The organism is Aurantibacter sp. (assembly GCF_039941195.1).
In the GTDB taxonomy this organism is placed as follows: Bacteria; Bacteroidota; Bacteroidia; order Flavobacteriales; family Flavobacteriaceae; genus Aurantibacter_A.
The window spans coordinates 1-25,262 of record NZ_JBDVFA010000013.1; the positions used below are offsets into that span (position 1 = coordinate 1).

Here is a 25,262-nt window from a genome sequence, read left to right on the forward strand (position 1 = left end):
CCTTTTGAAGCATATTCTTTAAAGCTATCGGAAGCTATTATTTCAGCTTCCGTTTTACGAAGTAATTTCAAATTATTATCATAGACTTCTGAATAAACTTCCATGCGCCTGGCATCCAAAAGGGGAATAACAAAATCCACCTCATTGGCCACACATTGCTGTGCCATACTTTCTAAAGTGGCAATACTAATTAGTGGAACATCTAATGCAAAACAAAGTCCCTTAGCCGCCGAAACTCCAATTCTTAATCCTGTATACGACCCAGGGCCTTTACTAACAGCTACAGCATCTATATCATCTAATGAAAGTTTAGCTTCTTTAATTACCTCATCAACAAATAAGTGCAGTTGCTCTGAATGAGAATAGCTAGGCGTATCGTGTTCTTTTAGGGCAATTAGTTTACCATAATGAGAGACACTAACCGAACAGTTAGTTGTTGCAGTTTCGATATTTAAAATTGTTGCCATTGTTTGCAAAGATACTGCCAAATAAAAAAACCTGCTAGTTTCTATAGAAGTCTAGCAGGTTAATATTTAAGTTGCTTTGTTTAATTTAAACTAAGGGGAATACCAAAGTAAAATTCTAATACTTTAAGTCTAAAGATATAATCATATTTTGTGCGCACGGCATCTGCTTCTGCATTATCAACTCGAGATTGCGCTTGACTAAAATCAAAGGCGTTCATTAAGCCTACATCAAATTTTTCTTTTGAATAATTATAAGCCAATCGTGTAGCTTCTAATGTTTTCTGTGCTGCTTCATAAGCTTTTGCAAAACTTTTTACATCAACATAAGCTTGGTTAATATTGGTTTCAAGGTCCAATTTATCTTGCTCAAATTGTAATTCTGCTTTTTGAACATTAATCTCCGAACGCCTGATATTATTTTTATTTACAAATCGACTAAAAATAGGAACGTTTAATTGCAATCCATAAGAAATACCATCATTCATCCATAACTGATCTTTAAAACTATCCGTTTCAAGCAAGCCCGTTATATTATTAAAATTTTCCTGGTCAGAATAACGCGTATTATAGTTAAAAAAAGCACCCAAGGTTGGCAATAATGCACCTTTAGAGATTTTTAAATCTTGTTCAGCAAGTTCCACATTGCTTTCAGAAAATTTAATATCGTTTCGAAAAGTAAGTGCCGTTGCAAAAATCTCTTTTGGAGATTTATTTAATACTTCAGAAGGTGGAACTTCGATATCAACTTCAGCTACATCAAAATTTTCATAATCTGTTAGTTGTAGCAATTGTGCCAAATTTATTCTTGAAATCAGTACTAAATTTTCAGTATTTACAATTTGCTGTTCTTGACTGGCCGCAGTTGCTTCAATCTCTAACAAATCTCCTCTTGGAATTACACCAGCTTCAACCAACTCGGCGCTCCTTTTTAAATCTTGATCTGTAACCGCATATTGAGCCTTTAGAGTAACTAATGTTTCTTTATTTGAAATAATATTTAAGTATGCATCAGCAACTCCTAAACGGATGTCATCTTTCAAATCATCTAAACGATATTGATTCGCCATCGAATTCATTCTTGCTCTGCGAAGCCGATTAATATTACGCATTCCATTAAAAATACTAACACTAGAAGTAAAACCTCCACTTGCTGATATAATGGTAGTTGTTACGGGTTGATTATTTGTTGGATCAAATGACAGACCTGTACTTGCTTGAGAATTTAAACTTACACTAGCATCAGGCAGAAAATTACCAAAAGCATCAGACTCGTCAATTATTGTGCTTTCCAAATCGAGTTCATATTGTGCTATAGAAATATTATTTTCCTCGGCGTATAAAATACACTCTTCTAGTGTCCATTTCTTTTCTTGGGCAAAAATTACACCCACAGTGAACACTAGCAGTATTGCTGTTAGTTTAAGTTTCATTTTTTTTGATTTTATATTTTTGATTGATGATTACTATTCTTCTGCCCCATCTTCTTCATCCTCTTCCTCTCCTATTTTAATAGGCTCAGTTTTATTCCATTGTTTTACCAAATCCTCTTCAGAAAGTCCTGAAAGAATTTCAACATTAACCCCATCAGAAATTCCAATTTCAATATTCTTTCGTTCAAATTTTTGTTCTTCAACATTACCAACTGCTACTTCAACAAAAGGCTTATCTGTTTTCTTATCAAATTGTAGCAATGCCTCAGAAATAGCTAATACGCTATCTTTCTTTTCTAGTATCATTGATGCATTTGCACTATAACCTGCCCTGATAAAAATACTATCATTAGTTTCTACTTCACCTTCTATTTTAAACTGTACTGCACCTGTTTCCTCAATACCTTTTGGAGCAATAAATCTTAACTTCGCATTTAACTCTTGCCCCTCAATAGCTCCAAGGCTAATTTTTAAAGGTGTACCCACTTTTAATTTACCAACTTCTCCTTCATCTACTTTGCCTTCAAAAATCATACTACCTAAGTCGGCAATAGTTGCAATTGTAGTACCATCATTAAAATTATTACTTTGAATCACTTGATCACCAACCTCTACTGGTATTTCAAGAATTGTTCCGTCTACAGTCGCTCTAATATTCGTATTTGCAGAAGCAGAACCTCCAGATGACCCTTTTCGAATTATTTGGTAATCAGCTTGTGCATTTTGCAATTCTTGCTTTGCTTGATCAAACTGCAATTGCAAACCATTAAAATCTTGACTTGATATCACACCCTTTTCAAATAAAGTCTTATTCCTATTATATTCAGTGGTTATATTATTTAAACCAATTTCTGCATTTTTCACTCTACCTCTTGCTTGGTTTAATGATTGCTCATTAGGTACAACTTTTATTATTGCTATTAAATCACCTGCCTTTACTTTTACACCTTCTTCTAAAAATATCTCTTGAATAATTCCGGAAATTTGCGGCTTTATTTCAACTTCATCTTCAGGCACAACTTTTCCAGTTGCCACTGTCTTCTTTTCAATATTTGTAACAAAAGGGGCTTGGGTATTATAAGTAGTTGAGGACTTGCTATTCGATTTTATAAAAAATGCCGTCGCCCAAAGAGCTCCCAATATTAAAAGGCCAATCAATGAATACTTTAAAATCTTGTTCATTTTAAGTTTAATTAAGTGTTTACTGTCTTTTATTCTTCTCTTAGTGCATCTATTGGTCGAATACTCACCGCTCTTTGAGCTGGAATCAACCCTATTAATGTACCTAGTACTACCATAATTACCAAGGCGCCTAAAACATAAGGAATAGGCACTGTTGGGTTCGTATATGGAAAATCAATATCCTTTGTTAATGAATTTATTAATGAAAGCAACCCTGCACCCAAAATAATTCCAATGATACCTGCTAAAACTGTTAAAAAAATAGATTCGAGAATTATTTGATTACGTACTTCTGCAGGGGTGGCTCCTAATGCTCTACGAACACCCAACTCCTTTGTTCGCTCTTTTACTGAAATTAAAAGTATGTTTCCAATACCTATAACACCTGCCAAAATTGTCGCTATACCCACTATTAATGACAGAAAAGTTAATCCGTTCGCGAACCCAGCTACTCTAGTGAATTGTTCCCCAAGATTAAAACCTCCAATTGCTCGTTCATCTTTAGGGTTTATTCTATGAATGTTTTTTAACAGGGCTCGTATGTCTTTTTCAACTTGAACAACGTCAACATCATCATAGGCAGCAATACATAAATAACCCACATTATCACCTGAGTTATATAATTTTTGAAATGTTGTAAATGGAATAAAAATAGAATCATCACTATCAAAACTTACTCCTTGTGCCACTTTATGAACACCAACTACCTGAAAATACACATCTCCAATTCGAACATATTGACCAATTGGATTTTCATCTTTATCAAAAAGCTCTTGAAGGTTACGTTCACCAATAACGCAAACCTTCCTAGCTTGTTCAATATCTTCCTCATTAATAAATCTACCGCCATCAAATATTTTTTTTGTAGCAATTTTCGTGTAAACCGGGTAATCTCCATTTACAGGATATGTTCCAGACTTTTGACCACGAACAATATAAACAGGCTCACTTCCAAAGCTACCAAGATTAATACGTGGTGCAATATGTTGAATTTCCGATATTCTATTTTTTAAAGTTGTAACATCTTTTAATTTCAACTGTACAGGCTTACCAGTTTTAAAACCTTCATAAGGCATACTTGTACTTTGACCCCATACAAACATACTATTCATAGATACCGTTTTAAACACTTTCTCAAAACCATTATCCATACCTTTTGCCGCACCCGAAAGACCTATATAAACAAAAATACCCCAGAGAACCCCAATCATTGTTATTATCGTTCGGGTCTTATTCTTACTGATTGAACCAAAAATCTCTTGCCAGGTATTGCTATTGAATATAAATCTCATACTATTCGTCTCTTAAGGCTACAATTGGTTTAATTTTAGACGCACGTTTTGCCGGAATATAGCCTGCAATTGCACCGAATAAAATCAATATAAAAGTTGCAAAAAATGCTAAACCGATATTAATATATGGATCTGTAATAAAGAAATCTTTTAACTTTTCACCCAACGAACTTAAGATTGCAATACCAATCACCATACCAATAACTCCTGAAATTGTAGTTATAAAAACTGATTCTAATAAAATAGAACTAATAACCGCTCTAGGAGTCGCTCCTAATGCCTTTCTTATCCCCAATTCTTTGGTTCGTTCTTTTACAACAAAAACCATAATGTTACTAATTCCAATAATGCCTGCCAGTATGGTTCCGAACGCAATAAACCCAGCTATATAAGCCAACACACTTGCAAATTGTTGATTTTGTTTAAACTGATCTGCTACATTTCTAATATAGATTCCGTTTTGATCCGCTGGACTGATATACTTTTTATCTCTTAAAAACTTATTTAAACTAGACTCAAAAGCCATAGCTCCAACATACCCTATTTCTGGCTTAAAACCGATTATTAATATATCAACTTTGTCTGTATTTTTTTCAATCAATTGCCTAGTTGTATACGGTATATAAATCTGTCTTTCCTCATCGTCACCCCCTTCATCTTGGAAGACTCCTACCACCTTAAAAACACTACCAGCAATATCTATGTATGCTCCAATTGCATTTTCAGAACCAAACAAATCCTGCTCCACAAGCCTTCCAATAACAGCAAACTTGGTCTTCTGTCGAATATCCTCCTTATTCAAGTATCTTCCTTTCATAATTAAGGTGTTCGCCGCAAATTGAAAAGATTCACTTACTCCTCTTATATTGTAATTATTAAACTCACTCTTATATTTAACAACCCCTCCCCTATCAATTCTTGGGGTAATATATTCAGTCATCAATGAGAAATTCTTTTCAATATCTTTTATATCACTAACATCAAATTCTATTTGACGACCACTCTTATAACCCTTATATGGTACTGATGTCCTCCCAGGAAATAAATAGAGCATATTGTTTGAATTGTTGCTAAAAAACTCGTTAAAAGTATTTTGAAGTCCATTTGTTAAGCCCACTAATGAAACAAAAATCAGTATACCTAATGCAACCGTAAACCCCGATAAAAATGTACGTAGTTTATTTTTTTGAATGGTTTCAAATATCTCATGCCAAGTGTCTCTACTAAACATACTGCGACGCTCTTACTTGATCTACTTTTTTATCTTCAACAATCACCCCATCTTTTAAATGCACAATACGTTTACACATATCAGCAATATCAGGCTCATGGGTAACTACCAAAATGGTATTTCCGTCATCATTTATTTTCTGAATAAGATCCATTACCTCATAGGAAGTTTTACTATCTAAAGCCCCTGTAGGCTCATCAGCCATTAATACTTTAGGCTCTGCAGCTAATGCTCTTGCAATGGCAACTCTTTGTTTTTGCCCACCAGATAATTCACTTGGCAAATGACCTGCCCATTCTTTTAAACCTACTTGCTCTAAATACTTTAATGCTTTTTCTTGGCGTTCTTTTCTTCCTACCCCTTGATAATACAGTGGGAGTGCAACATTTTCTACGGCTGTCTTATAATTTATAAGGTTAAATGATTGAAATATAAATCCTAAAAATTTATTTCGATATTGTGCGGCTTTCGTTTCGTTTAGATTTTTGATTGGTACACCATCTAGTGTATAACTACCCTCATCCAATTCATCCAGCATTCCCAGAATATTCAGCAATGTTGATTTTCCTGAACCAGAAGAACCCATAATTGCTACAAGTTCGCCTTCTTCTATGTTAAAATTTAGTCCTTTTAAAACATGTAGCGAATTGCTTCCCATTTTATAAGACTTGTGAAGATCTTTTATCTCAATCATTTTGTTAGTGTTAGTTGTTTCTTGGATTTAGAATCCATAAATAAGACATTTAAGTTCTAATTTTGTTACAAGAACTTGTACAATATTTTGTTAAATTAGGTTATCCACCGAATTCTTCTTTTTTCAAAGCATTCCACACTTTGATTTTATCTTCAGATTTTATACCTGATTTTACTTCAACATGAATACCATCGCTAATACCCAAAACAATATCGCGTCGCTCAAATTCTTGATCACCAGTCGCGACCTCTACATAGGGTGCTTTGGTTGTAGAATCGAATTGTACAAGTGCTTCTTTTACGGAGAGAACACTATCTGCCTTCCCTAGAATTATTGATGCATTCGCACTCAAACCGGCACGAATAAATGTTGTGTCACTCTTTTTCAAAGTTCCTTTAATTTCAAATTGTATGGCTCCGTTTTCAGCATTGCCCTTTGGTGCTATATAATCTAAAACAGCATCAAAAACCGTATTTTCAATTGCCCCTACAGTAATTTCTAATGGCAAATCTTCTTTGATTTTTCCAACTTCGGACTCATCTACCTTTCCCTCAAAAATCATTTTCTCAACATCAGCAATAGCTGCAATAGTAGTACCTTCATTAAAATTATTACTTTCAATAACTTGGTTACCAACTTCTACTGGTACTTCCAAAATCATTCCGGTAACTGTAGATTTTATCAACGTATTTGCCGAACCACTAAGCCCAGATGTTGTTCCAGTTTTTACAATATCGTATCGCTTATGCGCTGCTCCATACGCTTGTTTCGCTTGATTAAAACCAACTTCCGCCCGCTCCATATCTACCTTTGAAATAACACCTTTATCAAATAAAATTTGCTGACGGTCTAAATTTCTTTTTTGATCGTCTAATGCAATTTTGGCTTCATCAATATTATTTCGGGCATCATTTAATGCATTTAAATTTGGAACTACTTTTATCTTAGCCAACAAATCACCCGATTTAATGTAGTCTCCACCTTCTACATAAATTTCTTCAATAACTCCCGAAATATTAGGCTTTATCAACACCTCCTCAAGCGGCAAAATACTACCTGTTGCAACAGTCTTTTTAACTATATTTTGCTTGGATGGTTGCTCTGTTTCATAAACTACAGGATCCTCCGCGTTCTTTTGATATAAGTAATACATTGCGGCACCGAAGGATACTATTATGAGTAATAAGATGATTACTGTTATTCTCTTTTTCATTTTTGTTCGTTTGATTGATTGATGATTTTTCTATTCTGTTCGTAATGCCTCTATCGGTCTTACTCTTATAGCACTATTTGCAGGGATGAAACCTGCAAACAATCCCGTAATTATTAAAATGATTAATGCTATGGAAACAACACCTAAGTTTACACTTGGATTAGCAAACATGGGCACTGGACCATTTGAATCTAAAATAAAATTGACTCCATAAATTGTTAAGGCACCCATTACAATTCCCGCCATTCCTGATATAATGGTCAAGAAAATAGACTCCATTAAAATCTGCTTTTTAATAGACCACGGACTCTCGCCTAATGCCCTTCGAATTCCTATTTCTTTAGTGCGTTCTTTTACCACTATGAGCATTATATTACTCACCCCTATTACTCCAGAAAGCAATACCAAAATACCTACAAAGTATCCTATAAAACGTAAGGCACCGAACAATCGCTGTACACGACTAAACTCCTCAAATAAATCGAAATGCCCAATAGCTCTTGCATCTTCAGGGTGAATGCGATGACGTTCTTTTAATAGTGCAAATATTTGTTCTTTAATATCCGTAATTGGAGTGCCATCTACAGCTGTTATGGCCATCCACCCAATATTATTACCACGATTAAAAACCTGAGAAAAAGTTGTAAAAGGCGTATAAATCTCTTTTTGCGCCTGATTATTCCCGTTATTCTCATTCTTTTTATAGGTGCCAATTACCATAAAATTGACATTGTTAATCTTTATATAAGTACCTAAAACTTCTTCATCTTTTTCATATAGACTATTGCGAACATCAATACCTATTATAGCAACTTTTCGTTTTTGTTCAATATCCAATTGATTGATAAACCTACCGGAAGTAATATCCATAGGTTGTTGTTTAATAATTTCAGGATAATCGCCATAAATGCTAAACGCACCAGTTTTTAATCCTCTAACAACATTTCCCCCTCCATTAAAACCACCAGATTGATTTCTTGGTGAAACAAACCTTAGACCGTCTATATTATTCCAAAGTGCAGGCACATCATCAGTATCATAATAATATATTCGATCTTTCGGTAAACCTTTGTATGCTTTCGTGGCTTTCTGAGTCCATGTAAACATCGTGTTCGTTGCAATGTCCCCGAAATTTGAGCGTATTCCGTTTTCCAAACCTTTTCCTGCAGACAATAAGAGAATAAGTATGAAGATTCCCCAGAATACCCCAAACGCAGTTAAAATAGTTCTAAACCAATTTGTGGTTAGCACTTGAAGTATCTCTTTCCAACGATCTTGATTAAACATAATTTATTTTTATTCGTCTCGTAAGGCCTCAATAGGTTTTATACTTGCGGCTCGCCACGCAGGAAAAAATCCTGCTACAGCACCGGCCACAATTAATAAGAAAACGGTTGTTATTGCCACACTAAAATTTATTGAGGGATTTAATATATAGTCTACCTCCACATTGGGACCAACAAGTTCGAGTAAACCCATACTTAATATTAAACCTGCAAAACCCGATACGGCTGTCACAAATACAGCTTCATGAAGTATCATTGCAATTATGGACCAAGGCTTAGCTCCTAAAGCCTTTCGCACACCAATCTCTCTCGTTCGTTCTTTTACAATGATTAACATAATATTGCTAACCCCAACTATGCCTGCGATAATTGTGCAAATACCAACAAACCAAAAAAACATTTTTATGCCATAATTTAAATTATGAAAACGTTGTACTCGCTCTAAAGTATTGAATGAATTAATTGCACTTGCATCATCTGGTGCTACCGTATGGGCCTGTTGAAGGTAGCTTTTCATCTCTGCAGAAAATTGCTCAGAATCGGCCAAAGACTCCTCAAAGGTTGCCGCTGGTTTTAAAGTAAAAAATACCATATTTAAACTATCACCTCCATTAAAAACAACCTGGGAGGTAGTTACCGGCATAAAAATTTTCTCTTCCTCACGCTCACCTCCAGCATCACTATAAACACCAACAATTTTAAAACTTAAATCGTCAATCTCGATTTGTCTACCAACAGGGTTTTCAACATTATCCATCAATTCACGATGAATCTTATTACTAATGACAACAACTTTTGATTTCTGTTGTTCGTCATAATAATTTAAAAATCGACCATAAGACATGGAGGCATTTTCAATATGCTGAAAATCTGGCGAAGTACCCCAGACCATATAAGCACCGGATTCCTTACCATAATTAACTGATGTATTAAATACTCTATATTGAGGAGATTTATATTCTAGCTTTTCATCATACAACTTCTCAAGCATGTCATAATTCTCGCGACGAAGATGAATTCTTCTACCAGGATTTAATCCTTTGTATTCTTTTGTAGTTACCTGAGTCCAAACACCAATTAAATTACTGGCATCACTCTCAAATTCTTTCGCAATACCATTTTGCATGCCCTGACCAAAACCGAGAAGAATTACTAAAATGAAGATTCCTGAGGCAACAGAAATACCAGTAAGAAATGTTCGTAATTTATTTTTACGAATGGTATCAAAAATCTCTTGCCAGCGTTCGATATCGAACATAAGTTACATTTAGGTTGGTTGAAATGAAATACGCTTGTATTACATTAAGACTACCACAAATGAACTTTGTTACAGTTATAAATATAAAATATTGTTAAAGTAAATCTTGTAGTTGTTAAGAAGTCATCTTCTTATAAACAAAATAAAAAAGAACCCCAACTAATATATAAGGAATAGCCATCAGGTAGACTATGCCATTATTAACACCTTCGGCAATAGCAATATTCTCTTCACTATCAAGCACTGCCCTGCACATGGCGCATTGTGCTTGTGTATACTGCGAAGACAAGAACAACCACACGAACAATAAATAATTCAACCTTTTATAACCAAATATAAAATGGACTGCATTCGGACAATTTTGTTTGACCAACGTATTGAACTTTCTCATATTTGCTAAAAGCCTATACATAATAAGGAGATATCATTACATAAACAATTACACCTGTTACGGCTACATATAACCAAATTGGAAAAGTAATTCTTGCTAATTTTCTATGTTTCTCAAACTGCTTTAAATAAGCTCTCGCATAGGTCTTAAGCACCAGAGGAATTATTACAATTGAAAGAATTATATGTGTAATTAAAATGAATAAATAGATATACTTTATAGCACCCGTACCACCAAAGGAAGTAGATTCAGAGGTCATATGATATGCAATATACATCAGTAAAAATGCTAATGACAATGCAATACAAGCGGTCATTAGTTTCTGATGCAATGCTCTTTTTCCATTTTTAATAGCCCATACTGCCGCAACTAATAAAATAGCAGTAATTCCATTTACTGTAGCGTAAATCGGTGGAAGAAAACTCAGTGGTTGTACATTAGGAATTCTCACTACAAATAGTAATGCCACAGCAATGGGAACAACAATTGAAACTATCGTTATTAACTTATTAAATTTCTTTTCTTTTTGTGCCAATACATCCATCCTATTCTTCTAATAATTTTTTAATATCGGTTCTTAAAATTGATATTTGCTCAGTTTCCCCCGTACTATTTTCACCCTTTTCTTCCAATATCATACCACGATAATAAATAATAGGATTTCCAAACTTATCCATTCTAGAACGCAAATAGCCTCTTTTATCCACCAAAGCAAATAATCCTGAATGCTCAAAACCTCCAGGTGCATCAGAAGCTTCAGCTGCAAAAATATTGAATCCAGTATTAGCTAATTCATAAATAGCTTCGTGCTCACCGGTCATTAAATGCCAATCAAGGTCATTTATAGCATATTTATCCGCATATTCTTTTAGCACATGCGGAGTATCATATCTTGGATTGATACTAAAAGAAGCAATACCAAAATTTTCTTCATCTTTAAACTCTTCTTGTAAAGTAACAAGATTTTTTGTCATTACAGGGCATATAGAAGGACAAGTGGTAAAAAAGAATTCCACCACATATACCTTACCTAAATAATCTTTATCGGTTATTATAAGACTATCTTGATTAAGAAAAGTAAATTCAGGTACACGACGTTTTTGACCATTTAAAGTAATGAATGCAAGCTCCTCGTTACCACTCTTTACATTCATGCGGTCCGTTTTCACAATGGTGCCATCCTTTACACGGTCAACTATTCTAGGAATAAAAATAATACCGAACACCAATACTACTAACGAAACCCAAACGTAACTATACTTGTTCTGTTTCATTTCCCTCTATTAGCGTTATTTTTCTTTAATGCCATTCTGTATTCCGCTAAAATTATTTTAACATCATCTTCCATCTTATTATTCAAATCTGCCACCGAGGTAGTATTAAAACCATATTTAACACCTTCATCTTCGTCATCATCCCTTCCACGTAGATTGCCATCCTTATCTATTATAAAAACAAATGGTGAACCTAAATCATCATCAAGTTCCAAATCTGTATTAAGACTATTGAACACATTCTTAATATCTTGTTCCTCTGAAAATATAAAATTCCATTTTTTGATATCAACTAGGTGACCTAATTCTTTTTTTAATTCGGCAACTTTATTTTCGGAACCTTTAGGTACCATCATTACAAATTGAAAATCATTGAACTTATAAAACCGCTTATAAATTTTTTGATTTAGATTAAATGCATTGCCTTTTTTATTTTCAATAGCATTTCCTAAAAAACCAAGAATCGTAATTTTATTATCAAAACTAACTTTTGAATCTTTAGTGTTAATAGAGGCAATATCAGTAGTTAAAACTGGTAGTTTACCAAAATTATAAACCCCTGAGGCAAAGAACATATAGATTACCACAGGCAGTACAAATAGGCTTACTAAAACGAAGGTCTTTTTCATAATAAATGGATTTTGCAAAGATACAACATCGCAAAAAAAAGACGGCTTATAGCCGTCTTAAAATACTTTGAATTGTTAGGTCTTTTCTTAGAAATTCCAAGTTATAAATCCATCATGGTAAACCTCATAAATATAATCAGCTTCCACAAGAAGAATAAATAGCAAATAAAATACCAAGAAAATAGGAGTCCAAACTACAGCTCTACGTAATGAACTTTTTTCATCACGCATGTGCATAAAATCCCATGTAATATAGTATGCTTTTACTAATGTAAGTATGATAAATATCCAATTGAGAATTTTCATTCCCAAAACATAATTATGAGTTAAAAATTCTGGCTTAGCAATACCTAATGCAACTTCTATTGCTGTAATAATTGACAAAAATATAAGTACACCCCAAATCTTTTGTGTATTAGATTTGAACTTAACTAAACCTCTAAAAATTTCTAATTTATGTGCGTGCGCCATGCTTCAATACTATTAAATAATGTTCCATACATTAGGAACGATAATGAAAATTATACCAAATAAAAGAATGTAAATACAAACACCCATACTAAATCTACAAAGTGCCAGTATAAACCAACTTTCTCCACCATTTCGTAATGGCCTCTTTTCTCATAAGTACCTAAAATCACATTGAAAAATATGATTAAATTGAAAATTACTCCTGAAAATACGTGGAAGCCGTGAAAACCAGTTATAAAGAAAAAGAAATCTGCAAACAACCTATTCCCATATTCGTTGTGAATTAGGTTTGCCCCTTCAACCACATATTTACCATCTTTTATTTTTTCCAGTGACGCCTCACGTGAAAGCACCGTTTTATGCCCCATGCGCTCACCTTCTTGATGTATATCTTCTGTACGGACAACTATGTTTGAATGCTCTTTAAGACCTGCCTCAACCTCAGCTAAGCTATAACTAGGCATATACCCTTCATCGCTAAACCATAAGCCATTTTTATTCTCGTGTTGCGTTCTAGTAGTTGGTAATGTTTTAGCAAAATCTGCTAAAGATGCTCTCTCCCCCGTATCAGCATTAACGAATTGTAAAATACGACCACTTCTTGTTTCTACAGCACCATGGTCACCATTAATAAATGTAGCCCATTCCCAAGCCTGCGACCCAACGAATATAGCACCACCAATTACAGTTAAAAACAAATACCAGATTACTGCATTCTTCTTCATTTTATGACCTGCATCAACAGCAAGCACCATTGTTACCGAAGACATAATTAATATAAACGTCATAAATGCAACGTAATACATTGGGAAGTTGCCATGAAAAAACGGAATATGCGTAAACACCTCATCGGCAATTGGCCAACTTTCTATAAACTTAAACCTTGAAAAGCCGTATGCAGCTAAAAATCCTGAAAATGTAAGGGCATCAGAAACGAGAAAAAACCACATCATCAATTTACCATAGCTGGCATTGAGAGGTTGATTTCCGCCTCCCCAAACTTTTTCATTCGTACCCGTTGTTACCGTAGAATCCATATAAAAAGTATCTGGTCAATTATTTGTTCGCAAATTTACATCTTTTTCATTTATTTGAAATTTTAATTCCTATATAAACTCAAATAAATAGTATTTTTTTTGACGTGTTTGCTACTCTTTTGTTTTAATTATCTGTTTTACACTAAATATTGACAAATAGTTTGCTTTAATTTAAACTATTTATCCTCGAATTTATTACTTAAAAAATCTTAGAATTTACTTTACAAAAGTCATAAATACTACCAAGTATAGCCAAAGTAAATCTAAAAAATGCCAAAATGTTGCTCCCAATGATAATCCTAGGTATTCAGAAGCTGTGTATTTTCCTTTTATATGTTTATATAGAACAATTAAAAGAGAAATAATACCGGCAACCACGTGAACAATATGGGCGCCTGCCATTACGTAGATATAAGAAGATTTTATTGTACTTGTTGGTCCAGTAAAATAATCACCTTGAGAAACTAGTTGAGCAAAGCCATTAAATTGCATGATTATAAAAAGCACCCCTAAACCTAATGTAAGCATCAACCAATATAAACTAGCCTTAGGCTTATTTACTTCAATCGACTTCTTAGCCATTATATAAGTAATACTGCTTACCATAATAACAATCGCACTAATGTAAAACATCGTAGGCAATTCTAGTTCAGCAGACCAATCATCACGAGAACTACTCACAATATATGCACTGGTAAGACCAGCAAAAACCATTAAAAGACTTGCTAAACCAAACCAGAGCATCATTTTCTTAGCTCTATCGTTTTTTTCCTTTAAACTCAATACTGTTACATCTTTCACCACATCCGTAAATTTAAAATAATGGACTAATATATTTATCAGCTACATAAACCAATTGCATTAAAGTAATATAACTAACACTTGCTAACATTAATTTTCGAGCTGATATATTATCTCGTTTATTATATAATTGAAAAGCAAAAAATAACATCCCCAATCCCATTACAAATACTATAATCGCTGCTACTATAGACAATTGCAATCTACCAGTAATACCTAAAACAGGGACTACAGATATAATAATCATCCAAATGGTATACATTACAATTTGCAAGGCTGTTCCGGTATCCTTCTTACCTGTAGGCAGCATTTTAAAACCTCCTTTTTTATAATCATCATCAAGCATCCAACCCAAAGCCCAAAAATGAGGAAATTGCCAAAAAAATTGAATCATAAATAAGGTTCCGGGTTCTATCCCAAACTCATTAGTAGCAGCCACCCACCCAAGCATAAATGGTATAGCCCCAGGAAATGCACCTACGAAAACCGATAAGGGTGTTTTAGTCTTTAACGGTGTATATATACTCGTGTAAAGAAATATAGAAATCGCCCCAAACATCGCAGTTTTTGGATTCAATATATATAAAGAAACAATTCCAATAATCGTGAGAATTACAGCAATAGTCAAAGCTTTATTGACTGACATTCGCCCTGCTGGTATAGGCCGATTCTTTGTTCGACTCATTAAGGCATCTAAATCTTTTTCGATTATCTGATTAAAGGCGTTGGATGCACCCACCATACAATAACCACCAAAAGCTAGCAACAAAATTGAATACAATTCTATTACTTCTGCTCCCAAAAAATATCCAGCAATAGATGAAAACACCACGCTAACGGCTAGTCGCGCTTTGGTAATTTCCTTAAAATCAGAAAAAACTAACGACAAAGTGTTTGTTTTTGCTGAATTGACCGCAGTCTTCATCTTCAAATTTTAGTAGACGCAAAGATACGGTCCTATTGAATTTATTGCAACCAAATACAAATGTTTATCTCCAACTATCTGATTAGGACAAAATTCAAATCAAAACATATTAAACAAAAAAACCGATGTAAAAACATCGGGTTTTAAAATATATTTTGGATAGCCTGCTACATGCAGTATATGCCTTATTGTAATTTAAATGTAATTGGAATACTAAAAGGAACACGTACCGCACGTCCTCTTTGTTTACCAGGAGTCATTTTTGGAAGCTTTCCAATAATTCTAGCGGCTTCCTTTTCTAAGTTCTTATCCGGTCCACGCATTCTTACGTTTCCAATGCTACCATCTTTTTGTATGGTAAACATTACGCTTACTCTACCTTGAACACCCATTTCTTGAGCGATTTCTGGGTAACGGAAGTTTTTACCAATATGCTTTTGCATCATTTTCTGGAAACAAGCTCTTTTATCAGATTCACCTTCACAACCTGGAAAAATTGGAACATCTTCAATTACTGCAAAAGGAACATCTACATCTTCCTCAATTTCTTCAACTTCAACATCTTCAACTTCAACAATTTCTTCTTCTTGACTAGTTTCAGTAGATTCAATTACAGTTTCTTCTACCTCAACCTCATCTTCTACAACCTCGATTATTTCAGGTGCAGCTGGTGGTGGTGGAGGTGGTGGAGTTTTAATTTGTTCTGTCATAGGAACCTCTTCATCCAAATCATCATCAACATTCATAGAAATGTCATACTCATTGGTTTCATCGTAAGTTTTCCATTCTAAAGCTCTCCATGTAATTAACATTACAACGGCTAAGCCTATAACAAAGTACAAACTACTATTTTTAGTAAGGTCTGCTTGCGGGTTCTTTTTTGGTTCCATTTTCTATTGAATTTAGTATTCGCTAATTTAATTAATAATTCGATTTATGCAAAAATTAATAAGAGCTATTTAAATTTGTTTATCCCTCCATTGCATAAAACCCTTTCTCGAAAATATGTACTTGCATGTTAAAACACCAATAAAGCCACCAAAACTATTGGCTAGACCATCTAATACATCACCTTCTCTATCAACTGTATAACTATATTGTAATACCTCAATAATTATACCATATATTACTGCAAAGCAAAACATTAACATAAGAGCTTTTGTCAGCGAAATATCCCACTTTTTATGTTCCCATATAAAGAAAACACCCAAAATTGCCGTATTAAAATAGAATACAAAATGCACTATTTTATCTACATTGGGAATATTAAAGCTAAAAGAACTGGTATCTACACCCGAAAAAGAAGTTAAACTTGTATAACTTACAAAGACAAGCCAAGCTATAAAAGCACTAGTGAAAAAAGGTTTTTTAGGCACCAATTAATTCTTTGTATGCCTCGGCGCTCATCAATTCTTCAACTTCAGCCGGGTTGCTGATTTTAATTTTAACCATCCATCCATCGCCATAAGGGTCTGAATTCACTTTTTCTGGCTCATCCTCTAAAGACTCATTGAAAGCAACAATTTCTCCAGTTAATGGTTGAAATAAATCAGAAACGGTTTTTACAGCTTCTACAGTGCCAAAAACTTCTTCACGATCTAATGTTTCATCTAAAGTTTCTACTTCTACATACACAATATCACCTAATTCACTTTGTGCAAAATCGGTAATTCCGACAGTTGCCACATCACCGTCAATTTTAATCCACTCGTGGTCTTTTGTATATTTAAGTTCAGCGGGTATATTCATCGTAATTTTTGTTTGAAACAAATGTAAAGGATTCTAATAAATAAGTGGTAAGTCTTAAGTATTAAGTATTGAAAAAATACAAAAATTAAGTTCAAGAATCAGATGCAAGTTCAATGGTGTATGGTAAAGAAAACAATCAACAAATAAAAGAATCATCAAATTTTAGATAATTCTTCAAACTTCTAGTTACCGAAGTTATACCTTAATGTAAAGCCAGTATTGATTGTAGTTTGAGGAAAAGCAGTAGAAACGGCAAACTTTGAAAAAGAATGATCATAGAAGAACAACGCATTCAAATTCTTGCTTAAAGCATAATCCGCTGTAAATTTTATAGAAAATAAATTCTGACCCGATGTTATTTGATTATTATCAATATCAAAATTTCTAATGATAGTGATGTTGTTTCGCATTGTCATATCAGCTTTTAAATTTAAATCGCCCTTAAGTCGTGTTTTATTTCCACCTATATTAGTAACCATTTGTACATCTTTAATACGGTAACCAAGACCTAAAGTATATTCTTTACCAGTATTTTCCGTTAATAAGTTATTGTCAAAACTCAAAGACAACATTCTATCTGAACGCACTTCGGCTAATACACTAACAGAGTTTTGCATTTCGAAATCTAACCGAACTAATGGATTAAACATATCCATCATCGTAACATTACCTATTATATTATCTGGTAATACATCGCCTGTTTCTAAATCAATATCACCATTTTGCTTTTCTAAATTCGACTGATATGAAGTTATACTGTATACCGCTTTATAACCATGACTTAAAGAAAAACGCTTGAATTTCTTTTTAAACCATTTGTTTTTCATTAAACCAGTATACTTTACATTCCAGTTTGGTATGGGGATTTGTTTAAAAGAATCCATATTTACACCACTAGCATCTTGGCCTGAATACGCCGCAAAGAAAGCAGGCAATAAAACTTCTTGCTGAGTCTTACCAAAGAGTTGTGGATAACCATCTTCATCAACATCCCCAGCACTAGGATTACCTCTGTCAGCTTCGAGCCTATTTGCTATTATAATTCTATTTTCTTTGAACTTGTCAAAATTTTCAGAAGTAAATTCATCACTCTTAGAAAAGAATGTACCAATCATCATTGTAGATATACTAAAATTACCTAACTCATTAATTAAAGAGTTTTGACCATTACTCCATGCATCTACATCATACGTTTCCTGGTAACTATTAGAATATTGACGATTTGCTGTAATATCAATAGTTAAATCCTTCATCGGCTGTGCCGTTGCCGTTATATCTAATTGTCTATTTGTAGTTTGCAAATATTGCTCGTTAAAATCTTCATAACCAGTCAACCAACCTCTTTTTGCCGCTTCAAAGCGAACATCGGCCTGACTACCAAAAACAAATCCTGTAGAAGGCTTTAGCGTACCCAAAAAGCCAACCGACTGCGTATACCCAGGAAGCACTTTACCACTATTCTCATTATAATTAATATTCAAACGCTTCACCATCGTTAGAACATCAACTGCAGTATTAAACAAGCCACTTGTTTTACTCTTAGATTTATCTTTCGATTTATCTGCATTTGCCTTACCAGCTGGTGCTTTCTTTGTAGTAGATTTACCCGTTCGTTTTTTCAATCCTAATAAATCATAAAACTTTTGCATGGTTAGAGCAGCCGTTAGATTATGGGTACTTGCATTTTGAACTGTATTAATATTTTCACCAGCCACCTCATATAAAGCATCACCGCCGCGTTGCCAGTCGAAATTACTCGTATAGGTGTATTGTGCATTAATAAAATCAAGCGCTGGTATTTTAGCAAAAGGAATCTCATAATTCAGCTGCATTTGCTGCGCATGCCTATTTGGCTCACCTATATCAAAAAACCCATCCCATAGCCCCAACGTATTATCAATATCTGAAGTTGGATCTCCAGGATCAGAAAAATAGTTTCTAATAATATTGTTATTAGAACCCGTAAGTTGTAATCGTAAAGACTTTGTTAAGGTATAATTAATGTTATACTGCCAATCGAACATATAATTACGTTGCTGTAAAAATGGAAGATCTAAGGTCTCAACACCTGGTTCAAAAACTTCTCTAAACTGTTGTTGATTGAATTGCCTATTTATATTTGAATTCAATGACACACTTGCTGGCAACAGATTTAAGTTAATCTCTTTTAACCATTGCCAGTATTTACCCGTTAACATCGAATCTTTTTTAGCAAACGGCGCTATTTCTAAAGGCTTAAAATTATGACTATAAACAAAACCAGTCGCTACTTCCTGATCACGTAAATTGGCAATCTCAAAATCACGATGCTCAATTTCATTATAAGAATAGTTAAAGGTGAAATTCTCAATATCATAGAAATTTGCTTCAGCTTCTTCACCCCTATCTTTACGAACTCCTATTAAATTAATACTTGTTCTTTTCGTATAATCTTCAGCTTGTTCGCGCACTCGCTCTGCATCTTCTTCGGTTTCGGCGGTAGCGATTAAGTCGTCCAATTTTAAATCGTCGTAAACTGGATCAAATTCTGGCGTGATTAATTCTTCTGAGATACCATAGTTAAACGGTAATTGTATTCCCCATTTCGGAGGAAGTAAATGTCCAACATTAACATTGGTTACCAAATCATATGAAGTTGCATCTTCTCTAGCTCGCTCATTTGGCATTTGATCAATTGAACCAAAGCCCGAGGTGCTTTTTGAGCCCGTTGCCGTGAAATTTGCAAAATCAGCAATATTACCATCTACAGCAACAATTGCAGCCCAACCTCCATTATTATCTAAACCAGCTAATCGCAATTCATTAAACCATACTTCACCTCTAGCAGGTAAATCATCGGTATTCTTTACACCAACCATCATACTTCGAATACTACCTAAAGAAGGATTACCTTTTAATCCGATACGCATACTACCTTCGGGTCGTGGATCAAATTCATTTACTTGCATTATCGCTCCATCGATAACATCGTAAAATTCAACATCTGTTAATGGTGAAGTATCTCTGTTATTTATTCGTGTCGATTTTACCGTATTTAAGTGAGCGAGCTCAATATTCAACTCATTTACCTCTGGCCAAATATCGGTGTCTGTTAGTGTTCCATTGTGATCTGTAAATTCTAATGGTATTTCTATTTGATAATAGTTTTGCGAAAAATCTGTACCAATTCTTAAAAAACCAACTATTGGCTTTTCGCCATCAGGATAATCAGTATCAACTATTTCTTCTGCATGAATGAACATTTTCAGTTTTTCGTACTGACGAATATCTATATCTAGATTCTTAAAAACACCTCGCGAATCTTGAGATTCTAAATTGCTAAAGTTAAAAGATAACGACTGTTCGTTCTGTCGAATAATAGTGTTATTGTTATTTAACTGTTCGCGAACAACTCCTGGAGGCAATACATACGGAACTGGGCTTCGATTACTATTTTCTTCAATATTTACAGTATTTACATCAACTATAGTTCCATCGTCTGTAGGATCTGTATCAATAGCATCTTCTTGTAAGTTTTTTGTATATGTTCTCCAATCACCACGAACTAAATCTAGTGTAGCAAAACGCAAAACCACATCACTATTAAACCCTGTTAGGTACATACGCATAAAGCTCATTGATCGAAAATCTGTAATACCACCTACAGCATCGGAGAAATCACTTAAAGGAATTTTGTATTGAATCCATCTTCTTCTAATAGTTCTTTCATTGGGTAATGTTGGCGTATCACTTTCTTCAAGAATATCAGTTACATATTTATCCAGCTCTGTTGTACCGGGTTTTATTGGAATTCGATATTCGTAATAACTATTTACCGTATTCATAGTTAAATCGCGATCCAAATCTTCAACATCAGGCAAGGTCGTAGACCCTCTATTCGTGTTACTAACTGCTACAGGAGAGTTGCCATCTGGATTATTAAAATCGAGATAACGCTCTAAAATACCACCTTCTCTATTAAGGTAATATTGATAATTATCTAAAGCCGGATCATCGCCATTATCACCATATACAGCTCTTTCCTCATCATCACTTAAACCATCATACCCAACATCTTGCAATGCTCGATTAGTTTCGTCTGCGTCAAAAGCATATACTAAAGCTTGGGTTTGCGGCACTTGACCCCAAGAAGTTGGCGCCGAAGCTTCCGTAGCATCAGCATCTGGCAATCCATTCTCGTATTGCTTTTTACCATCTTTAAGAATATCTTCAGAAATATTACCAAGATTAAGCACCAATTCTCCTGGACTTGTTGAAATACCATCTACATATGGATCTAAAACCCAAAATTGAATGAATTCTACATTCGATTGTTCAAAATCGGTACTACTCAACGAGCGCATAATACCGCCCCACTTATCGCTAGGTAAAGCTGTGTCAAAATTGTCATTTGTATTATATGGACCCTTATTGTTTGGATAGTATGCTAAATCTAAAGTACTCTGAACCGTAGTCTGTCCCTGAGCAATATCATTATTAGGAAAAACTTCGTCTATATAAATACGACGGGTTTCGTTTGTAGAAATATCATTATCGGTAATTTCATCTGGACGCTGATTAGTATAAAAGATAGGATCAATTGTGTACCAAGCCATTTTTGCTCTCCCATATCCATTTTCAAGATTTTGAGCAGAAGTAGGCGAATCTCCTTTTAAACTGCCGTCAACAAATTCTAATGGCGTACTGGCTAAACTCCACCCTAAAGAAGCTCGAATATCAATTAAGGCTTGAGCCCCTTCAAAATCATCGAGATAAGTAGTTGTTTCCCCTTCAAAATCAGCATTCTTCGGTGAATTTGGCTTTAATGCCGCAATTTCTCCACGAATAGAAATATTAGATGGAACATCCGTATCAATATTAGGTAGTTTGTTTACCAAACGCGTTAAAAACGGAACTTCGGTTGAGAAGTTACCATTCATACCATATATTGTATTATTAACTGGTTCTACACCATAATTAGATTTTTGTGTAAGTGGGCGCTCATTTAAATTTAATAATGTACCTCCTAAGACAAAGTTTTTACTGAATTGATGTTCAACGTTAACACCCGTAAATCGACGAGTTTGTTGCCCAAAAACTGCATTATTTTCAACAGAAATATTAATCGGAGTATTTGAAGCTTCTAAACTTGGGTCCAAAATCTGAACAGTACCTGCTTGATAATTAACTGTATAATCTATACCCTCCTGCAATTGACGTCCACCAGCGGTTACAGTTACCGAACCTCGTGGCACATTAAAGGCCCCAATAGAAATACCATTATTGCCTTCCGATTTATAAGTACCTTTTAATTGAAATTTATTCTTTTCTTGCTCTTCCTGCGCTGCCGCCTTTGTCAGCTCATACATTTCCCTAAAAACGTACTTCGCCTGGTTATCATTATACGTTGTAATATTATCATATGTATTACCTCCACCAAGTTTATTATATAGGTATTCACCAAATGGTTCTACGGTAGTAAATATTATTTCACCACCGTCACTATTAATGGTTAAACCTTCAACAAAATCAAAGAAACCATCACCACCTCGTTGGATATCATTATAAACATTAAGTCGATCCAGATTAAATACTTCTAATAATATATCTTCTTCCAAACCAGTTGGCCAAGTTGCTTCGGCAACAGGAGTTATATAGTTCCGTGGTGTAGGATCTTCATAAAGAATGTTCAATTTAAAATCATCCTGACTCAAACGAAATGCACCAGTAGCATAAATATTTTTCATCATCAAATCCCAAATAGGATCTGTAATATTGGTAATGTTACTTTTTAATAGCTTCAATACTAATGTATTGTTTTCAATTATCGGATTTTCATCTGTAGATAAAGTAGTGGCATCAATACCTCCGTTTGCAAATTCACCTACCTGATAAACTTGTCCATTATAGGTATATTGAAAAGCAACACCTAAAACCTCATCATTACTTAAACGTTGATTTAACGAGATATAACCCAATTGAGAATTAAAAGTATAATCACGACTTTGATCTAACTTTCTAGCATTTTCTAAAATAGCATAATCAAAACCTTGATTAGCTACGAAGCCTCCTGTAAAATTGAATCCACTTTCTACCGTAGCAATATCTCTAATGTTCTCATTTAACATTCCGCCAGCACCAATTTTTGTTGGATCAAAATCGTTACTCGCATTTCGCGGTAATGCTGTTGGTAAATCATTAAAGAAACCAGCAGGATCACCATTAGCAATACCAATTCTTGTTTTTTCGGGATTTGGCTCCCCTAAATCTTGGATTGCAACTATGTTACGAACATTAAGCGTTTGTTGAGATCTATTGGTTATCCAAACTTCCAAACGAGTAATTTGAACCTGACTTTTAATAAATGGATAATTCTCTAACGCCCCATCATAGGCATCGCGGAAATATTGCGAAAGAAAGAAGTGCTTATTCTCATCATAATCTGCTGCATATAAAGAAAAGTCATTTAGGGTTCCTCCTCCTTGCGCAACTACTGTATTATTCTGCGAACGTTGTTCTGAAAACACTGCAGTTACTTTTGTTTTACCAAATTGCAATTGCGTTTTTACACCAAAGAGACTTTGCGCGCCTTGAATTAAAGAACTATTCAGAGGCATATTTACATTACCAACTTCTATACTTTGGATAATATCATCTTCCGTTGGAGTATAATCCAACTTTACTATATTTTGAAAATCGAAGGTTGCTTCGGTATCGTAGTTTGCAGTTACTTGCAAACGCTCACCAATTTTACCCAGCATACTTAAACTAATTCGCTGATCAAAATCAAATGACAAATTGGTCCTGTTTCTTGGCGACAAAGATGGGTTATCGTTTTTCTGCCATATAACACCTAAATCCATAGCCACAGAACCCTGTGGAATAACCTCAATGGTATTTCCGCCGAAAACAGATTCAAAGAAACTATTATTTACGTAGAAATTAGGAAGGAGGTTTTTTCTTGCCTCTTCACTACCTTCTTTTTTACCAGAAAATGCATCAGATTTTTCTTTAAAATAGTCTTTTATCCCTTCCTGACGAACCATTTCATAATACTGCGCCGGAGTCAAAATTATAGGATATCCAATATTAAAATCACCTACTTTTTCAGAATAAACATAGGCATCCAATGTAGGATCATATATATATTTGGAGACAATACTCTCGGGGTTATTAAGTTTTAAACGCCCAAGTGCGAATCCTGTTTTTACAGAATCTATTTCTTCTTCAACCTCATCTGTATCTTCGGTTTCTTGTGAATAAGAAATACCATTAACCATTAAAAAAATGGTAGATAGGAAGATAAGCTTAAATGTAAATTTAAGTTGGTTTTTTGCCCCTTTTTTCAAACTTGCTACAAATTTTTGAGCGCCTGTTTTATAGTCTCTTCGACACTTAGCGCAGGATCTTGACCTAGTACTTTGTCAACAGCCTTTTCAGCCTGCTTTCTTACAAAGCCGAGAACCTCTAAAGCAGATAACGCTTCATCTCTATTTGTATTGTTCGATGAAAGGGAAACTTCATCGATGTTGTATATTTTTAAAATCTTGTCTTTAAGATCCAAGATTACCCTTTGTGCAGTCTTAGCTCCTATACCTTTGATACTTTGTATAGTAGGAACATCGCCTGTGGCTATTGCATCTCGTATTTGAATTGGAGTCAATGAAGATAACATTGTACGGGCTGTACTAGAACCAATTCCAGAAACCGACAATAGTAATCGAAAAATCTCACGCTCGCTCTTTTCCGCAAATCCGAATAAAGAATGTGAATCTTCTTTTACTTGTAAATGTGTATAAATTTGAACATTCTCTGCATCTGGAACTTTAGAAAAAGTATTCAAAGAAATATTAACGAAATAACCTACACCTGCACATTCCACAATCAAATGCGTAGGATTTTTCTCAATTAATTTTCCTTTTAAATGATGAATCATCGTCTCCTTATTATCAA

At 34.3% G+C, this 25,262-nt stretch carries 22 protein-coding genes; all 22 read right to left on the bottom strand.

The annotated features are described in order from the left end of the window. On the bottom strand, nucleotides 1–467 hold a 467-nt coding region (tsaB, locus tag ABJF52_RS02285; protein WP_348145699.1), incomplete at its 3' end, for a tRNA (adenosine(37)-N6)-threonylcarbamoyltransferase complex dimerization subunit type 1 TsaB. Nucleotides 468–547: 80 nt separating this feature from the next. After that, entirely contained in the window at nucleotides 548–1,897 is a 1,350-nt protein-coding gene (locus tag ABJF52_RS02290; RefSeq protein ID WP_348145702.1) for a TolC family protein, read from the bottom strand. 33 nt (nucleotides 1,898–1,930) lie between these two features. Next, nucleotides 1,931–3,079 carry an efflux RND transporter periplasmic adaptor subunit gene (locus tag ABJF52_RS02295; RefSeq protein WP_348145705.1) on the bottom strand — a complete coding sequence of 383 codons (1,149 nt, stop codon included), beginning with the start codon at nucleotides 3,077–3,079 and terminating at the stop codon, nucleotides 1,931–1,933. A 29-nt stretch (nucleotides 3,080–3,108) separates the two neighbouring features. Next, the gene (locus tag ABJF52_RS02300; RefSeq protein ID WP_348145707.1) at nucleotides 3,109–4,371 is read right to left on the bottom strand and encodes an ABC transporter permease; all 1,263 of its coding nucleotides are present in this window, start codon (nucleotides 4,369–4,371) and stop codon (nucleotides 3,109–3,111) included. Nucleotide 4,372: 1 nt separating this feature from the next. Next, nucleotides 4,373–5,602, bottom strand: a complete 1,230-nt coding sequence (locus tag ABJF52_RS02305; RefSeq protein ID WP_348145710.1) for an ABC transporter permease — start codon at nucleotides 5,600–5,602, stop codon at nucleotides 4,373–4,375. After that, nucleotides 5,595–6,296, bottom strand: a complete 702-nt coding sequence (locus ABJF52_RS02310) for an ABC transporter ATP-binding protein (RefSeq protein WP_348145713.1) — start codon at nucleotides 6,294–6,296, stop codon at nucleotides 5,595–5,597. Before ABJF52_RS02310 ends, ABJF52_RS02305 begins: the two co-directional genes overlap by 8 nt. A gap of 100 nt (nucleotides 6,297–6,396) precedes the next feature. Then, nucleotides 6,397–7,509, bottom strand: a complete 1,113-nt coding sequence (locus ABJF52_RS02315) for an efflux RND transporter periplasmic adaptor subunit (RefSeq protein ID WP_348145715.1) — start codon at nucleotides 7,507–7,509, stop codon at nucleotides 6,397–6,399. Between the two features lie 30 nt (nucleotides 7,510–7,539). Next, on the bottom strand, nucleotides 7,540–8,796 hold the full coding sequence (locus ABJF52_RS02320; protein ID WP_348145718.1) for an ABC transporter permease: 1,257 nt from the start codon (nucleotides 8,794–8,796) through the stop codon (nucleotides 7,540–7,542). 9 nt (nucleotides 8,797–8,805) lie between these two features. Next, nucleotides 8,806–10,053: an ABC transporter permease gene (locus tag ABJF52_RS02325; RefSeq protein ID WP_348145721.1), complete on the bottom strand. Its 1,248-nt coding sequence runs from the start codon at nucleotides 10,051–10,053 to the stop codon at nucleotides 8,806–8,808. Nucleotides 10,054–10,168: 115 nt separating this feature from the next. After that, on the bottom strand, nucleotides 10,169–10,372 hold the full coding sequence (locus tag ABJF52_RS02330) for a hypothetical protein (protein WP_348145867.1): 204 nt from the start codon (nucleotides 10,370–10,372) through the stop codon (nucleotides 10,169–10,171). 85 nt (nucleotides 10,373–10,457) lie between these two features. Further along, a complete protein-coding gene (locus tag ABJF52_RS02335; protein ID WP_348145724.1) occupies nucleotides 10,458–10,988 on the bottom strand; it encodes a DUF420 domain-containing protein in 531 nt (176 codons plus the stop codon). 1 nt (nucleotide 10,989) lies between these two features. Further along, nucleotides 10,990–11,718: an SCO family protein gene (locus ABJF52_RS02340; protein WP_348145727.1), complete on the bottom strand. Its 729-nt coding sequence runs from the start codon at nucleotides 11,716–11,718 to the stop codon at nucleotides 10,990–10,992. Beyond that, complete coding sequence (locus ABJF52_RS02345) at nucleotides 11,715–12,347, bottom strand: hypothetical protein (RefSeq protein ID WP_348145730.1); 633 nt, start codon at nucleotides 12,345–12,347, stop codon at nucleotides 11,715–11,717. The genes ABJF52_RS02340 and ABJF52_RS02345 overlap by 4 nt, the downstream gene beginning before the upstream one ends. An 87-nt stretch (nucleotides 12,348–12,434) precedes the next feature. Beyond that, nucleotides 12,435–12,818 carry a cytochrome C oxidase subunit IV family protein gene (locus tag ABJF52_RS02350; RefSeq protein WP_348145732.1) on the bottom strand — a complete coding sequence of 128 codons (384 nt, stop codon included), beginning with the start codon at nucleotides 12,816–12,818 and terminating at the stop codon, nucleotides 12,435–12,437. A gap of 50 nt (nucleotides 12,819–12,868) precedes the next feature. Beyond that, nucleotides 12,869–13,855, bottom strand: coding sequence for a cytochrome c oxidase subunit 3 (locus ABJF52_RS02355; protein WP_348145735.1), 987 nt, complete (start codon nucleotides 13,853–13,855; stop codon nucleotides 12,869–12,871). Between the two features lie 216 nt (nucleotides 13,856–14,071). Then, entirely contained in the window at nucleotides 14,072–14,659 is a 588-nt protein-coding gene (locus tag ABJF52_RS02360) for a cytochrome c oxidase subunit 3 (RefSeq protein ID WP_348145738.1), read from the bottom strand. Between the two features lie 10 nt (nucleotides 14,660–14,669). Continuing rightward, nucleotides 14,670–15,581 carry a heme o synthase gene (cyoE, locus tag ABJF52_RS02365; protein ID WP_348145741.1) on the bottom strand — a complete coding sequence of 304 codons (912 nt, stop codon included), beginning with the start codon at nucleotides 15,579–15,581 and terminating at the stop codon, nucleotides 14,670–14,672. A gap of 185 nt (nucleotides 15,582–15,766) precedes the next feature. Further along, the gene (locus tag ABJF52_RS02370; protein ID WP_348145744.1) at nucleotides 15,767–16,471 is read right to left on the bottom strand and encodes an energy transducer TonB; all 705 of its coding nucleotides are present in this window, start codon (nucleotides 16,469–16,471) and stop codon (nucleotides 15,767–15,769) included. A 69-nt stretch (nucleotides 16,472–16,540) separates the two neighbouring features. Next, the gene (locus ABJF52_RS02375; protein WP_348145747.1) at nucleotides 16,541–16,957 is read right to left on the bottom strand and encodes a VanZ family protein; all 417 of its coding nucleotides are present in this window, start codon (nucleotides 16,955–16,957) and stop codon (nucleotides 16,541–16,543) included. Further along, nucleotides 16,950–17,330, bottom strand: a complete 381-nt coding sequence (gcvH, locus tag ABJF52_RS02380; protein ID WP_348145750.1) for a glycine cleavage system protein GcvH — start codon at nucleotides 17,328–17,330, stop codon at nucleotides 16,950–16,952. The genes ABJF52_RS02375 and gcvH overlap by 8 nt, the downstream gene beginning before the upstream one ends. Before the next feature lie 182 nt (nucleotides 17,331–17,512). Beyond that, on the bottom strand, nucleotides 17,513–24,658 hold the full coding sequence (sprA, locus tag ABJF52_RS02385; protein ID WP_348145751.1) for a cell surface protein SprA: 7,146 nt from the start codon (nucleotides 24,656–24,658) through the stop codon (nucleotides 17,513–17,515). 5 nt (nucleotides 24,659–24,663) lie between these two features. Beyond that, complete coding sequence (gene ruvA / locus ABJF52_RS02390; protein ID WP_348145754.1) at nucleotides 24,664–25,245, bottom strand: Holliday junction branch migration protein RuvA; 582 nt, start codon at nucleotides 25,243–25,245, stop codon at nucleotides 24,664–24,666. Between the last annotated feature and the right edge of the window lie 17 nt (nucleotides 25,246–25,262).